Consider the following 14,987-nt stretch of genomic DNA (forward strand, 5'->3'; position numbering starts at 1 on the left):
CCGGCGGTCGCCGGTCCGCCGGGGCGACGCCCCGGGTTGCCCCGGTGACCCTACGGAACTGGCAACAGTCTTGACGGACAGGAGCCGCATCGACAGACTTCGCTAGAGAGAGCGCTCTCTGCGCACCGCCGCCGGTCGGCTCGCCGCACCCCGCGTCGCCGTCCGGACCGTCCACCGAGGAGACAATGTGACCAGACGTCGATCCGTCCCCCGGGCGCTCGCCCTCGCCGCCGCCGCGCTCGTCGCCTCCAGCGTGGCCCTCGTCCTGCCCGGCCACGCCGAGCCCGCCGCGGCGGCCATCGGCTCGATCACCTGGCAGGACGAGTTCAACGCGCCGGCCGGCACGCCCGTCGACCAGAACCGGTGGCGGTTCGACATCGGCGGCAGCGGCTGGGGCAACAACGAGCGGCAGTACTACACCAACAGCACGAGCAACGCGGTGCACGACGGCCAGGGCAACCTGGTCATCACCGCGCGCAAGGAGAACCCCGCCAACTACCAGTGCCACTACGGCCGGTGCGAGTACACCTCCGCCCGACTGCTGACCGCCGCGACGTTCACCCAGGCGTACGGCCGGTTCGAGGCCCGGATCAAGATCCCCCGGGGCCAGGGCATCTGGCCGGCGTTCTGGATGCTCGGCAACGACATGGGAAGCGTCGGCTGGCCGAACGCGGGCGAGATCGACATAATGGAGAACATCGGCCGCGAGCCGAACACCGTGCACGGCACCATCCACGGCCCGGGCTACTCCGGTGGCGGCGGCATTACCAACAGCCGCACCATCGGCGCCCCGCTGGCCGACGCCTTCCACACCTACCGGGTCGACTGGGAGCCCAACTCGATCGTGTGGTACCTCGACGGCGTCGAGTACCACCGCGTCGACCCGAGCCGGCTCGGCGGCAACCGCTGGGTGTTCGACCACCCGTTCTTCATGATCCTCAACGTGGCCGTCGGCGGCAACTGGCCGGGCTACCCCGACGCCACCACGCAGTTCCCGCAGCAGATGCTCGTCGACTACGTCCGGGTGTCCGGGTACACCTCCGGCGGCAACCCGCCGGCCGGCACCACCCGGCTGCGCGGCGCGCAGAGCGGGCGGTGCGTCGACATCCCCAACGCCGACCCGGTCGACGGGGCCAAGCTGCAGATCTGGGACTGCAACACCACCGCCGCCCAGGCCTGGACGTTCGCCTCCGACGGCACCGTGCGGGCGATGGGCAAGTGCATGGACCCGGCCTGGGCCGGCACCGCCAACGGCACCGAGGTCAACCTCGTCACCTGCAACGGCAACCCGGTCCAACGGTTCACCCTCAACGGCAACGGCGACCTGGTGAACCTCAGCGCCAACCGCTGCGTCGACGTCCGCGACCAGAACCCGGCCAACGGCGGCAAGCTCCAGCTCTGGGACTGCACGGGCGCGGCCAACCAGAAGTGGGCGCGCTACTGACCCGACCCGCGCCCCGCCGCCGCCGGTGCGCCGGCGGCGGCGGGGCCGTCCGGCGCCGGGCGCCGGGCGACCGGTGAAGATCGGAAACGCCGCGCCCAGCGTCGATCGATCCCGGCCCCGGATCCGTACTCCCCGGTGCCGTTCACCGGACAGAGAGGTCAGCGCATGTCCGCACCCGAGGCGCGTCCCGCACCGTCCGACGTCGACGGTCGCCGGCCGCGCGTCGTCACCGGGGTCGTCGTGGAGCCCGATCCCCACGTCGGCGTCGGCGCCGCGCACCCGGCCGAGGCGTACGCCGGGTCGGGTTTCTTCGCCGGCCCGGTGATCGACGTCGAACCCGCGCGCCGCGCGCCGCCCCGCCGGCGGCCCGTCGTCGGCCTGGTCGGGGTCGGGGTGATCCTGGCCCTGCTCGCCGCCGCCGCGCTGGCCCTCGCCTCGGGGCCGCCCGGCCTGCGCGCGGCCGGGGCCGGGCCGGCACCGGCGGTCGGCGGCGGCCCCGCAGCCGGCGGCGGCCTCCCGCACACGGTCACCGCGCCCCTGAGCGGCCGGGCCCGCGCGGCGTTCGAGCTGGTCACCGGCACCACCGCCGTCGACCTGCGCCTCGTCGACCTCGGCGCGGACCTCTACCGGATCAGCACCCCGGCGGACGGCGACAGCGCCCCGCGGCCGGTGCGTACCGCCGAGGGCGTCGCGCTGCACCTGACGCCCACCGGCCGCGCCGGACCCGGGGCGGTGCAGATCCGGCTCACCTCGCGGGTCGCCTGGCGGCTGGTGATGGGCGGCGGCGCGAGCACCCAGCTGCTCGACCTGCGCGCCGGCCGGCTGATCGGCGTGGACCTGGCCGGGGGCACCGACCGCACGGAGCTGCGGCTGCCCGCCGGGGACGGCAGCCTCGCCGTGCGGCTGAGCGCCGGGGTCAACCAGCTCACGGTGTCCGTGCCGGACCTGCGACCGGTGCGGGTGCGGGCCGTCCGCGGCGCCGGCTCGGTCACCGTGCACGCCGACCGCCGCGTCGGCGTTGCCGGCGGCACGGTGATCACCACCCCGGGCTGGGAGGCCGCCACCGACCGCCTCGACCTGGACCTGGTCGGCGGGGCCGACGCGGTCACCGTGCTGCGGCGCTGACCGGACCTCCCGCCGCGGTCCGCCCCGCCCGGCGGGCCGCGGTCGGGGCGGTCACCGGGGCGTCAGGGGCCGCAGTAGAGCATCCGGTTCGGCGAGCCGGCGCCCGGGCTGCCGACGACACCGGCGGTGGCGGTGGCGGCGAGGTGCGCCGCCACCTGCGCCGGGGTCCAGGTGGGATGGTCGGACAACACGAGGGCGGCGCAGCCGGCGACGTGCGCGGCGGCCATCGGGCTGCCGCTGACCGTGTTGGTGGCGGTGTCGCTGGTGTGCCAGGTCGAGGTGATGCTGCCGCCGGGGGCGAAGATGTCCACGCAGGTGCCGTAGTTGGCCGAGCCCATCTTCACGTCGGTGGCCAGGGTGCCGGAGACGGTGAGCGCCGTGGGTACCCGCGCGGGCGAGAAGTTGCAGGCGTCGCTGGACGAGCTGCCCGAGGGCACCGCGTACGTGACGCCGGAGTTGATGGAGGCCGTCAGCGCGGCGTCGACGGCGCTGCTGGCGCTGCCGCCGAGGCCCATGGTGGCCACGGCGGGCTTCACCGCGTACCGGGTGACCCAGTCGATGCCGGCGATGACCTGGGCCCAGGTGCCGCTGCCGGTGCAGTTGAGCACCCGCACCGGCACCAGCCGGGCGTCCTTGGCCACCCCGTGCAACTGGCCGCCGACGGTGCCGGCGAGGTGGGTGCCGTGGCCGTTGCAGTCGTCGGCCGGCAGGGCCCCGTCGACCGCGTCGTACCCGCCGGCGACGGAGCCGCCGAAGTCGACGTGGCTGGCGCGGATGCCGGTGTCCAGGACGTAGGCGTGCACGTTCGGCGCGGTGTTCGGGTAGGCGTACCGGCCGTCGAGCGGGAGCGCGCGCTGGTCGATGCGGTCCAGCCCCCACGACGGCGGGTTGAGCTGGACGCCCGCCGCCAGCGCCGTCACGTGGTTCTGCTCGACGTACGCCACGGCCGGGTCGGCGGCGAGGCGTCGGGCGGCCCGCTCGGGCAGGCGGATCTCGAAGCCGCGTACGGCGGCGTGGTAGACGTGGCCGCGTACGCCGCCGAACCTGCCGGCGAGGCGGTCGGCGGTGGCGGCGACCGCGGCGGCCGACCCGGCGGTGGCCCGGTCGTCCAGCAGCACGAGGTAGCTGTCGGGCACGGCGGTCGCGCCGCCGGCGTGCCGGATGGGTCCGGTGGCCGCGGCGGCCGGCGACGCGGCGGCCGGGCCCGCGCCGAGCGCGAGGGCGAGGGCGACGCCGAGGGTGGCCGCCAGCGACCGCCGGCGTCGGGTGCCAGGAACGATCATGTCCGGTCCTTTCCTCCGACGCGCCGGCCCCGGGGTGGTCACCCCGGGGCCGGCGGCTGGTCGTCAGGTCAGCTGGTGGGGGCGAGGTAGAGCAGGCGGTTCGGCGAGCCGCTGCCGGGGCTGCCCACCGTGCCGGTGCTGGCGGTGGAGGTCAGGTACGACGCCACCTGCGCCGGGGTCCACGACGGGTTGTTCTGCAGCACGCGGGCGGCGCCGCCGGCCACGTGCGGCGAGGCCATCGAGGTGCCGCTGATGGTGTTGGTGGCCGTGTCGCTGGTGTACCAGGCGGACAGCACGGCCGAGCCCGGCGCGAAGATGTCCAGGCAGGAACCGTAGTTCGAGTACGACGCGCGGGCGCCGTCGCTCTGGGTCGCGCCGACGGTGAGGGCCGTGGGCACGGCGGCCGGGGAGGTGTTGCAGGCGTTGGCGTTGGAGTTGCCGGCGGCCACCGCGTAGGTGACGCCGTCGGCGATCGAGTTGGCCACGGCGGTGTTCAGGGAGGTGTTGAGGCCGCCGCCGAGGCTCATGTTCGCCACCGCCGGCTGGCCGGCCTGGTGGTTGGAGGTCACCCAGTCGACCCCGGCGATGACGCCCGCGGTGGTGCCGCTGCCGGCGCAGTTGAGCACCCGCACCGCCACCAGCCGGACGCTCTTGGCCACGCCGTAGGTCGACCCGCCGACGGTGCCGGCGACGTGCGTGCCGTGGCCGTTGCAGTCTGCGGCCGGCAGGGCGTTGTCGACCGCGTCGTAGCCGTCGACGGCCCGCCCGCCGAACTGGCTGTGGGTGGTCCGGATGCCGGTGTCGATGATGTACGCGGTGACGCCCGAGCCGGTGCTGACGTAGCTGTAGGTGCCCGACAGCGGGAGGGCGGCCTGGTCGATCCGGTCCAGGCCCCACGGCGGGTTGGTCTGGGTCGTGGTGGCCGTCACGGTCTGGTTCTGCTCGACGTACGCCACGGCCGGGTCGGCGGCCAGCCGCTTCGCGGCCCGCTCCGACAGCCGGACCTCGAAGCCGTTGAGCGCCTCGCCGTACACGTGGCCGACGGTGGCGCCGTACCGGCCGGCGAGGGTGCCGGCCGAGTTCGCGACGGCGGCGGCCCGGGTACCGGCCCGGCCACCGACGGCGCTGTCCTTCAGCACCACGATGTAGCTGTCCTTGACCGCCGTGGCGCTGCCGGCGGACAGGATCTCGCCGGTGGCGGGTGCCGCGCTGGCCGGCGCACCGACCGTGGCGGCGGCCAGCGCGGCGGTGGTGAGGACGCCGAAGGCGGCCAACCGGCGGGGGCTCGTGCGGGGGAGTGTCATCTCCCGGTCCTCCCTTGTTCTGGCCGGCCCGGGCTTCGTGAACCCGTAGGGCCGGTCCGAGCGGTTGTGGGGAGCCTAAGGTCAATCCGCGAACATCGATATATACCGAACGGTTCATAGCGTGGCCCTATGGCCGGCGGGTCGGATCCCGGGCTCGCCCGCGCGGTCGGCCGCGGCGTTCCGGCCCGGCGATGCCGACGGAAACAAAAGCCCCATGTGGTACGAAAGCCACGGGGATCATCCTCGCGAAGGCGGCCTAAGCCACCTTTCGGCACCGGTCGGCGGGTTTCCAGGTTGCGGGAATGTTGCCGCGAAATGTCGTCGCAGCTCTTGACACCGCCCTTCGGCGATCCTTACGGTCCCCTGAGTTGTACATGGTTGTCCATGAACATGGGGTCGGGATGAAGATAGCAGTGATCGGCAGCTACGGCGCCGGGCTGACCATGCGGGTGCCCCGGGTGCCGGTGGCCGGGGAGACCCTCTCCGGCGGCAGCTTCGCCTCGGGCCACGGCGGCAAGGGCTCGAACCAGGCCGTCGCCGCCGCCCGGCTCGGCGCGCAGGTCAGCCTGCTGACCGCCGTCGGCGCCGACCAGTTCGGCGTCGCCGCCCGGGAGCTCTGGGCGCGGGAGGGGGTCGACGCGGCGGGCGTGCGCACCACCACCGCGTCCGCGACCATGGTCGGCGTCATCCTCGTCGACGCCGACGGCGAGAACCGCATCGCCATCGCCCCCGGCGCGCTCGACGAGCTGACCCCCGCCGACGTCGCGGGCTTCGCCGAGCGCATCGCCGACGCGGACCTGGTCGTGGTCTCCCTGGAGATCCCCCTGCCGGTGGCCCTCGCCGCGCTGCGCACCGCCCACGAGCGTGGCGTACGCACGCTGCTCAACCCCGCCCCCGCCGTCGCGCTGCCCGACGAGGCGTGGGCCTGGATCGACGTGGTCACGCCCAACGCCAGCGAGGCCCGGGTGCTCACCGGTCGCGACCCCGGGGACCCGGCCACCGGCGACGAGCTGGTGGACCTGCTGCGCACCCGGTACGCCGGGACGATCGTGCTCACCCTCGGCGCCGAGGGCGCCCTCGTCGACCACGACGGGCGGCGCACCTGCGTCGACCCGGTCACCGTCGCCCGCGTCGTCGACACCACCGGCGCGGGCGACGCCTTCACCGGCGCGCTCGCCGTGGCCCTGGCCTGTGGCGACGCCCTCACCGACGCGGTGCGCTTCGCCGCCGCTGCCGGCGCGCACACCGTCGGCGTCGCCGAGGTGATTCCCGCCCTGCCCTACCCGGACGACGTCGCGGCCCTGCTGAGGAGATGAGACCGATGGCCCAGACCACCACCCCCGTGGCGCCCGCGGCGGGCAAGCCCGCCGCCCCGCCCGCCCGTTCCCCGCTGCGCCGCTTCCTGCACGCCCGGGAGGCCAGCACCTTCCTCGCCCTCGTGGTGCTGTTCGCCCTGGGCACCCTGATCGCCCCGGGCTTCGTGGGGACGGGCAACTTCCTCACCGTCGGCCAGCAGATCGCGCAGATCGGCATCATGGCCGTCGGCGTCACGTTCGTCATCATCAACGCCGAGATCGACCTCTCGGTGGGCTCGATCTACGGCCTCGGCGCCGTCGTCTGCGGGCTGCTCATGACCTCCGACGTCGCCTGGCCGCTGGCCGCCCTCGGCGGCATCGCCGCCGGCGCGGCCGCGGGCCTGCTCAACGGGCTGATGACGGTCGGTTTCGGCATCCCGTCGTTCATCGTCACGCTCGGCACGCTGAGCGTCTACCGGGGCGTGACGCTGCTGCTCAGCGGCGGCGCGCCGATCTCGCTGTCGGCCAAGGACCCCGCCGTGGCCGAGTTCAACCTGCTCGGCCAGGGCAAGCTGTTCGGCGTCGTGCCGATGCAGCTCGTGCTGTTCGCGCTCGTCGCCGTCGTCGGCACGATCGTGCTGTCCCGCTCCCGCTACGGCTTCAACACCTACGCCGTGGGCGGCAGCGCCGAGGCCGCCCGGCTGTGCGGCATCGACACCGGCCGGGTGAAGGTCGCCGCGTTCACCCTGTCCGGGACGCTCGCCGGCCTGGCCGGCGTGCTCGGCCTGTCGTTCCTGTCCTACGTGCAGGGCGTCACCGGCACCGGCATGGAGCTGACCGCGATCTCCGCCGTGATCATCGGCGGGGCGGCCCTGTTCGGCGGCTCCGGCACCATGCTCGGCACCGTCATCGGCGTCGCGTTCATCGGCGTCCTGCAGAACATCCTCAACCTGCGCGGCATCTCCTCGTTCTGGCAGACCGTGGCGACCGGCGCGGTGATCATCCTCGCCGTCGCGGCCGACACCTGGCTGCGCAGACGCTCCGGGCGTCGGTGACCGTCCCCGGCCCGCGCCTTCTCCCCTTTCCCCCCACACCCCAAGGAGCCACCCCGATGAAGCTGTCCCTCCGGCGCCGGGTCGCGGTCGTCGCGACCCTCGGCCTGGCGCTGCTGGCGAACGCCGCCTGCGGCGCGGTCACCCCGGCCAGCACCGCCTCCGCCGAGAACGGCGGCGGGTTCACGCTCGCCGACTACATCAAAGACGCCGTCGAGAAGGGCGAACCCCTCAAGATCAAGCTCAGCTACCACGACCCGTCGCTGGCCTTCGCCGTCCCGATCCGGCAGGGCATGGAGCGCGGCGCCAAGGAGTTCGGCGTCGACGCGCAGATGATCGGCCCGTCCGGCGGCAACCCCGCCGACCAGGTCGCCGAGCTGCAGACCCTGATCAACCAGAAGCAGATCCACGGCCTCGCGGTCTCCTCGGCCAGCAACGACGCCCTCAAGCCGGTCATCGCCCAGGCGTACGACGCCGGCATCCCGATCATCTCGTTCAACACCAACAACCCCGAGTCCAAGCAGATGGGCTTCGTCGGCCAGGACCTCGTCGCCTCCGGCCGGTCCCTGGCCAAGGAGCTGCTGGGCGTGCTCAAGGGCAGGACCGGCAAGGTCGTCGTCGCCTCGGTCGATTCCGGCGCCGGCTGGTCCAACGACCGGTTCTCCGGCTTTCAGGAGGGGGTCAAGGACTCCGGCCTGCAGATCGTCGGCCCGGTGAACACCGGCAACGAGCCCAGCGCCGCGTACAACACCATCGAGTCGACGATGGCCGCGCAGAAGGACGCCATCGCCCTGGTCTCGCTCGACTGCTGCAGCTTCACGGCCGGCGCCAAGTGGCTCCAGCAGTCCGGCAACGTCGGCAAGATCCACTCGGTCGGCTTCGACGTGCAGCCGCAGACCGTCGAGTACCTCAAGGCCGGCGTGGTCGACCTGACCATCAGCCAGGCCCCGGCCGAGCAGGGCTACCAGGCGGTCAAGCTGCTGGCCGAGTACCTCAAGAACGGCACCCCGATCGCCGGCGTCGACACGGGCGTCCTCGTCGTCACCCCCGCCACCGTCGACGACGTGCCGGTGGAGGGCTGACCGATGACCAGCCCGGCCACGATCGCCGCACCGCCGACGGCCGCCGTCGAGGTGACCGGCCTGTCGAGGCACTTCGGCGTCGTCCGCGCCCTGCAGGACGTCACCCTGAGCGTTCCCGCCGGCAGCCTCACCGCCGTGATGGGGGAGAACGGCGCCGGCAAGTCGACACTCATGAAGATCCTGGCCGGGCTGGACACGCCCACCACCGGTACGGTCCGGGTGGCCGGCGAGGAGGTGCGCCGCTTCGACCCGGCCACCCTGCTCAGCCGCCACCGCGTCGCCCTGGTCCCGCAGGAGCTCGCCCTGGCCCAGGACCGCACGGTCGCCGAGAACATCATGCTCGGCGCCGAGCCGGGATCCCGGCCCTTCCCGCACCGGCGGCGGATGGACGAGCGCGCGGCCGAGCTGCTGGACCGGCTCGGCCTGCGGGTCGACCCCCGGCGCACCGTCCGCCACCTCGACGCCGCCGCGCAGCAACTGGTGGTGGTCGCCCGGTCCCTGGCCCGCGAGGCGCGGGTGGTCATCCTCGACGAGCCGACGTCGATCCTGTCCCCGGCCGAGTCGGACCGGCTGTTCGAGGTGATCCGTTCCCTGCAGGCCGACGGCGTCACCCTGCTCTACGTCTCGCACCGGATGCCGGAGGTCTTCGCGCTGTCCCAGCACATCCACGTGCTGCGTGACGGCCGGCACGTCGCCGACTGGCCCACCGCCCGGGTCAGCCCCGACGAGGTGGTCTCGGCGATGGTCGGCCGCGAGCTGGCCGCCGAGTTCGCCCGGCACGACACCGTCGCTCCCGCGGCGACGGCCACCCCACGGCTGCGGATGCGGGCCGTGACCGGGGCCGGGTTCACCGGCGTCGACCTCGACGTCGCGCCCGGCGAGGTGCTCGGCGTGGCCGGCCTGCCCGACAGCGGCCGCGTCGAGCTGCTGCGCGGCGTCTTCGGCGCCGACCCGGTCCACGGTGGCGAGCTGCGGCTCGACGGCGAGCCGTTCGCCGCGCGTAGGCCCCGCGACGCGATCCGCGCCCGCGTCGCCTACCTGCCCGGGGAACGCCGGCAGCAGGGCATCCTGCCGACGATGAGCGTCGCCGACAACGTCAACGTCCTGACGCTCGGCCGCCGGCAGCGCCTCGGCCTGCTGCGGCGCGGGGCGCTGCGCCGCGACGCCGACACCCGGGCCCGCGAGCTGACGGTGAAGACGTCCGGCACCGCGCAGGGCATCACCCAGCTCTCCGGCGGCAACCAGCAGAAGGCCCTGCTCGCCCGCTGGCTGTCCATCGAGCCCCGGCTGATGCTGCTCGACGAACCCACCCGCGGCGTCGACGTCGGCGCCAAGGCGGAGATCTACCGGCTGTTCCGCCGCCTGACCTCCGACGGCGTGTCGATCGTCGTCTCCTCCTCGGACCTGCCCGAGCTGCTGACCGTCAGCGACCGGATCGCCGTCATGGCCGCCGGGCGTCTGGTCGGCGTGCTCCCGGCGGAGCAGGCCACCGAGGAGAAGGTCATGGCGCTGGCCACCGGCGCGCACACCATGAAGGAGAACGCATGAAACGCACAGGCCTGCTCCACGCCGAGCTGTCCGGGGTGCTCGCCACCCTCGGCCACACCGACCTCCTGCTCGTGGTCGACGCCGGGTTCCCGATCCCCCGCACGGCGCACCGCATCGACCTCGCCGTCGCCGAGGACCTGCCCGGCCTCACCACCGTGCTCGACCTCGTCGCCGACGAGATCATCGTCGAGGGCGTCGTCGTGGCCGAGGACGTGACCACCCACAACCGTCCCCTCGCGGACTGGCTGGGGCAGCGCTTCCCCGGCGCGCCGCTGACCACCCGCCCGCACGCCGAGATGCTCGGCGAGCTGGCCCACCAGGCCAAGGCGATCGTCCGCACGGGCGCGTTCAACCCGTGGGGCAACGTCGGGCTGGTCTGCGGCGTGGACGTGCCGCGCTGGTTCGACGAGCCCGGCGTCGTCGTCCCCGACTACTACCGGGACCGCATGTAGCCCGGCATCCGCCCGCACCACGACGCACCGACTTGGAGAAGAACGTGAGCACAGCCATCCTGCCCGACGCCGAGATCACCCCGGCGGCGCTGGCGCCCTACATCCAACACACGCTGATCGACGTCGGCGTCACCCGCGACCGGATGGTCGCGCACGCCGAGGAGACCCTCCGGTACGGCTTCGACGCCGCCATGGTGCCCGGCTCCTGGGTCGCCGAGGTGGCCGAGGTGCTGCGCGGCACCGACGCCGGCGTCGCCTCGGCCCTCGACTTTCCCACCGTCGGCGTGACCACCAGCGCCGGCAAGGCCGCCGAGGCGGAGAGCCTGGTCCGGGCCGGGGCCACGCAGATCGACATCGGCGTGCAGATCGGCTGGCTCAAGAGCGGCCGCTACGACGACTTCCGCGACGACATCGCCGGCGTCGTCCGGGCGGCCGGCGTGCCGATCAAGGTCATGCTGGAGCTGCCGCTGCTCACCCCGGCCGAGCGGGAGGCCGCCGTCGAGCTGTCCATCGAGGCCGGCGTCGCGTTCCTGAAGAACGCCAGCAGCGGCGCGGTGGAGATCGCCAACCCCGACAGCATCGCCTACCTGGTCGACCGCGCCCCGCAGGGGGTCCGGGTCAAGGCCTCGGGCGGCATCAAGTCCTTCGCGCAGGCCGTGTCCCTGCTGCGGGCGGGGGCGGTGCTGCTGGGCACCAGCGCCGGGGTGGCTATCGTCACCGACGAAGTCAACGAGCACACCACGAGCTACTGACCGTCCGTCGCCCCTCGACGGCGGTGGCGGCACCGGCCACCACGTCGAGGGGCGACGGCCCCCACGGGAAGGCACCATGTCCGACCAGTCCAGCCCGCACGAGGCGACCGAGCGGCTCGACCGCGACGCTCCGGCGCCCCTGCACGCCCAGGTGTCGGAGCAGATCCGGGCCCGGATCCTGGCGGGCGAGTGGCCGCCGCACTACCGGCTGCGCAGCGAGCCCGAGCTCGCCGCCGACCTGGGCATCTCCCGGGGCACCCTGCGCCGGGCCCTGTCCACGCTGATCCGTGACGGCCTGCTCGTGCAGGTCCGGGGGAGGGGCACCTTCGTCACCTCCACCGCCATCGAGCCGTCCATCGCGCAGAAGCTGACCACGCTGTCCGAGGACTTCGCCCGGCAGGGCGTCTCGTACACCACCCAGGTGGTGACCCAGCGGGTGATGGCGGCCCCGCCGCCGCTGGCCACGCTGCTCGACCTGAACCCCGGGCAGTCCGTGCTGCGGCTGGAGCGGCTGCGCTGCGCCGCCAGCGGGCCGGTGGCGTGGCTGGTCAACTACGTCCGCACCGATCTGGCCCCCGGCCTGGAACGGGCGGACCTGGCCGACCGGTCCCTGTTCGGCCTGCTGGAGAACGACTACGGGCTGAAGATCACCACCGGCCGGCGGACGTTCACCGCGACCGCCGCCACCGGGCGGATCGCCGAGGCCCTCGGCGTGCCGGAGCACTTCCCCCTGCTCTACCTGGAGCAGATCACCTACCTCGACGACGGTCGCGCGATCGAGTATTCCGACGTGTGGATCCACAGCGAACGGATGCGGGTCACCTCCCTGCTCAGCCGCCGCTGATCGCGGGAGCACATCGGGTCGGCCCGATTATGGGCACCCCGCGCGGAGTCCGCCAGGTGGAACGTGACCGTGATCTCATTGTCATGCCTCGATGTGTTGCAGCGCGCGTTGCAATCCTGTGTGTGAGCTGTGGAAGGCGGTCGGCCGTCTTCCCGGTGGCGCGGCGTGCGAGGTCGGCGAAGGGTCGTGCCTGGGACGGGGCGCCGAGCCGCGTCGGATGCCGGGAAGTCGTCTCGCGGAATTGTCGTCCGTGGGATTCGCGCGGCGCATTGCGGTGCCGGGTGGCCGCCGTGTCCCCGGGCGCCGGTGGCGGTCGTCCGAGACCGGGGGCCGGACGGTGTCACTCGGGAGTGACATGGGGATCGCGGCTGCTGAGGCGGCGGTTCGCCGGGGTGCCGGGGTCCGCGCCCGGCGTCGCCCGGCTGCGCGGCGGAGTCCTCCCCGGGGGCGCGCCGTCGCCGCCCGGCGGGTGAGGGGCGAGTCGTCCGCGCGTTCTCGTGGGGCCGGCTGGCCGCGCCTATCCGTCCACCGGCCGGCTAATGTGATTCGGCGATCGCCGAGAACTGTTCTGCGGGCGATCGTCCACCGGTGCCCGGCCCCGTTCAGTGCGCGCGTTGTCGCGTCCGGGAGCGGCGCCCCATCCGTCGTTCTCGCGGCGGCGCGGCGGAAACGACCAATCCGGGCGGGCGTCGGATCTGCCAGCGGGCGGCAAACGTCACCGGCATGCTTCCTCCTATTACGAATTCGGCCCGCCGAAATGCGATCCCGCCCTGATTCCTTTCTTCGATTCCTCGGCCCGCCGGCTTGGCGGCGCGGCTGAGGAAACGCGGCGCGGGGCGCGGACGGGCCGGGCGGGCCGAGGCGGACCGGCCCGCCCCGACGCCCTGTGGTTATCCAGGGCAAATGTTCTCCGAGGCAACCACACGTCGGTGCAGAAATCGCCAAAGGCAACCGAACTGATTCCGGGTGACCGGCGGGCGTCGCGTCGGTTAATTGTCGTCGATCAACCAAACTGGCCGCGTTGCCGCCACATCGCCGCAGCTCAGAGGGGTGATGACCGGAATGTAGCGTTCGGTGGGAACGGCTGGGCTGGCCCCCATCTCGGCTCGTTCGCCGCCTTATGGGGCTGATCCCCCCGCCTATGGGCTTCGCCGGCAAGGATCCCTTCCGTCGGGACCGGACGAGGTGTCGACCGGCTCAGCGCTGCGGTTTCCGGTGTCGTTACGTATTACTGATAGTGATTGCCGCTGGTCAGCCGTATTCCCAGCTTGCTTTCAGGAAACTTTGCAGATGTGATACGCGTCACACTTCGTTCGGGTATTTGTCGGGGTTCATGGTCAACATGCAGGGGCTTGCCGCCTCGGTGGTCGTTCCGATAGGTGCCTGCGGCAACCGGGTACCCCTACCTATCCATTGACCGACTGGAACGCCGTAACTAGCCTCTTGGCCATCCCACACCCGCATTGGACGGTTGCTTTATCTCGGGCTGACGACTGATCGGAGCAAGCCCCATGTTCGATGTAATCGTTGTCGGTGCACGCTGCGCTGGTTCGCCGGTCGCAATGCTATTGGCCAGGCGTGGCCACCGGGTTCTGATGGTCGACCGCTCCTCCTTTCCGAGCGACGCGGTGTCGACCCACTACATCCACCAGTCCGGGCTGGCCCGCCTCCAGGCATGGGGTCTGCTCGACGAGGTGATCGACGCGAAGACGCCGGCCATCCGCAAGATGAACTACGCCAACCACGGCATCCCCCTGGTGGGCTTCGCCGATCCCATCGACGGGATCGACGCGGTCTACTGCCCCCGGCGCGTCGTGCTCGACGAGATCCTGGTCAACGCCGCCCGGCGCGCCGGCGTCGAGGTCCTGGAGCAGTTCACCGTGTCCGACCTGGTCTTCGCCGACGGCCGGGTGGTCGGCATCCGCGGACGCGAGGGCGACGGGCCGGACCGGGAGTTCCGGGCCAGCGTCGTCGTGGGCGCCGACGGCTTCCACTCCACCGTGGCCAGGAAGGTCGGCGCGGAGCTGTACAACGTGCGACCCGCCGCCGGGTTCACCTACTACTCCTACTACAGCGGGCTCGACTGGGGCCTGCACCACAAGACCGGCTTCCACGAGCAGTGGTACGGCACCTGGCCGACCAACGACGACCTCAACATGGTCGCCGTCATCTGCACCCGGCGGCAGCTCAAGGAGTTCCGCCAGGACCCCGAGGCCCGCTTCCTGGCCGTCCTCGACGACGTCGAGCCGGAGATGGCCCAGCAGCTGCGCGACCAGGGCCGGCGCGAGGAGCCGCTGCGGCCGATGCGCTACCCGGACAACTACTACCGCCAGTCACACGGGCCGGGCTGGGCGCTCGTCGGCGACGCCGGATACCACAAGGACCCGATCACCGGTTGGGGCATGACCGACGCCTTCCTGCACGGCGAGCTGCTCGCCGACCGCATCCACGAGGGACTGTCGGGGGCGCGGACCATGGACGACGCCCTCGCCGACTACGTGAAGGTGCGCGACGAGGAGACCGCCCCCGTCTACGACTACACGACGAGCGTCGCCGAACTCACCCTCACCCCCTACCTGGAGACCGTGCTGGGCGCGATCAGCACCAGCCAGGAGTGGACCACCAAGATGCTCGGCATCATCGCCGGCGGGGTGGAGGGCTACGAGATCTTCGCGCCGGACAACCTGGACCGGCTCTACGACGACGCCGGCGTGCCCCAGCACAAGCGCATCTACGAACCGTCCTGACCTGAGTGAGGCCGCGCCGGGCGAGCGCGGCACGACGGGGGGAGGGCCGCGGCCCTCCG

At 72.9% G+C, this 14,987-nt stretch carries 11 protein-coding genes and 1 pseudogene; 10 read left to right on the forward strand and 2 right to left on the reverse strand.

What is annotated here, in order from left to right; genetic code table 11:
• Window positions 1-187 precede the first annotated feature (187 nt).
• Window positions 188-1,444, forward strand: a complete 1,257-nt coding sequence (locus TK50_RS16165; protein ID WP_043963482.1) for a glycoside hydrolase family 16 protein — start codon at window positions 188-190, stop codon at window positions 1,442-1,444.
• 165 nt (window positions 1,445-1,609) lie between these two features.
• Entirely contained in the window at window positions 1,610-2,569 is a 960-nt protein-coding gene (locus tag TK50_RS16170) for a hypothetical protein (RefSeq protein ID WP_052503805.1), read from the forward strand.
• A gap of 62 nt (window positions 2,570-2,631) precedes the next feature.
• Here the strand turns inward: TK50_RS16170 and TK50_RS16175 are convergent, their stop codons facing one another.
• Together TK50_RS16175 and TK50_RS16180 are read right to left on the reverse strand one after the other, a co-directional pair.
• A complete protein-coding gene (locus TK50_RS16175; protein WP_043963483.1) occupies window positions 2,632-3,852 on the reverse strand; it encodes a S8 family peptidase in 1,221 nt (406 codons plus the stop codon).
• Window positions 3,853-3,920: 68 nt separating this feature from the next.
• A complete protein-coding gene (locus TK50_RS16180; RefSeq protein ID WP_043963484.1) occupies window positions 3,921-5,156 on the reverse strand; it encodes a S8 family peptidase in 1,236 nt (411 codons plus the stop codon).
• A gap of 401 nt (window positions 5,157-5,557) precedes the next feature.
• Between TK50_RS16180 and TK50_RS16185 the strand changes: the two genes are divergently transcribed.
• The 8 genes and pseudogenes from TK50_RS16185 (at window position 5,558) to TK50_RS16220 (ending at window position 14,928) form a co-directional block, all read left to right on the forward strand.
• On the forward strand, window positions 5,558-6,472 hold the full coding sequence (locus tag TK50_RS16185) for a ribokinase (RefSeq protein ID WP_043963485.1): 915 nt from the start codon (window positions 5,558-5,560) through the stop codon (window positions 6,470-6,472).
• Window positions 6,473-6,477: 5 nt separating this feature from the next.
• Window positions 6,478-7,452: pseudogene (locus TK50_RS16190) on the forward strand (ABC transporter permease); the annotation flags it as partial.
• Window positions 7,453-7,562: 110 nt separating this feature from the next.
• Complete coding sequence (locus TK50_RS16195) at window positions 7,563-8,585, forward strand: substrate-binding domain-containing protein (RefSeq protein ID WP_043963488.1); 1,023 nt, start codon at window positions 7,563-7,565, stop codon at window positions 8,583-8,585.
• 3 nt (window positions 8,586-8,588) lie between these two features.
• Window positions 8,589-10,133 carry a sugar ABC transporter ATP-binding protein gene (locus TK50_RS16200; protein WP_043963489.1) on the forward strand — a complete coding sequence of 515 codons (1,545 nt, stop codon included), beginning with the start codon at window positions 8,589-8,591 and terminating at the stop codon, window positions 10,131-10,133.
• On the forward strand, window positions 10,130-10,585 hold the full coding sequence (gene rbsD, locus TK50_RS16205; RefSeq protein ID WP_043963491.1) for a D-ribose pyranase: 456 nt from the start codon (window positions 10,130-10,132) through the stop codon (window positions 10,583-10,585). Before TK50_RS16200 ends, rbsD begins: the two co-directional genes overlap by 4 nt.
• 44 nt (window positions 10,586-10,629) lie before the next feature.
• Window positions 10,630-11,337, forward strand: a complete 708-nt coding sequence (deoC, locus tag TK50_RS16210) for a deoxyribose-phosphate aldolase (protein ID WP_043964721.1) — start codon at window positions 10,630-10,632, stop codon at window positions 11,335-11,337.
• Between the two features lie 76 nt (window positions 11,338-11,413).
• Window positions 11,414-12,181, forward strand: coding sequence for a GntR family transcriptional regulator (locus TK50_RS16215; protein WP_043963493.1), 768 nt, complete (start codon window positions 11,414-11,416; stop codon window positions 12,179-12,181).
• 1,511 nt (window positions 12,182-13,692) lie between these two features.
• Entirely contained in the window at window positions 13,693-14,928 is a 1,236-nt protein-coding gene (locus TK50_RS16220) for an NAD(P)/FAD-dependent oxidoreductase (protein WP_043963494.1), read from the forward strand.
• The last annotated feature ends 59 nt before the right edge of the window (window positions 14,929-14,987 follow it).

Source organism: Micromonospora haikouensis, assembly GCF_000876225.1.
Taxonomy (GTDB): Bacteria; Actinomycetota; Actinomycetes; order Mycobacteriales; family Micromonosporaceae; genus Micromonospora; species Micromonospora haikouensis.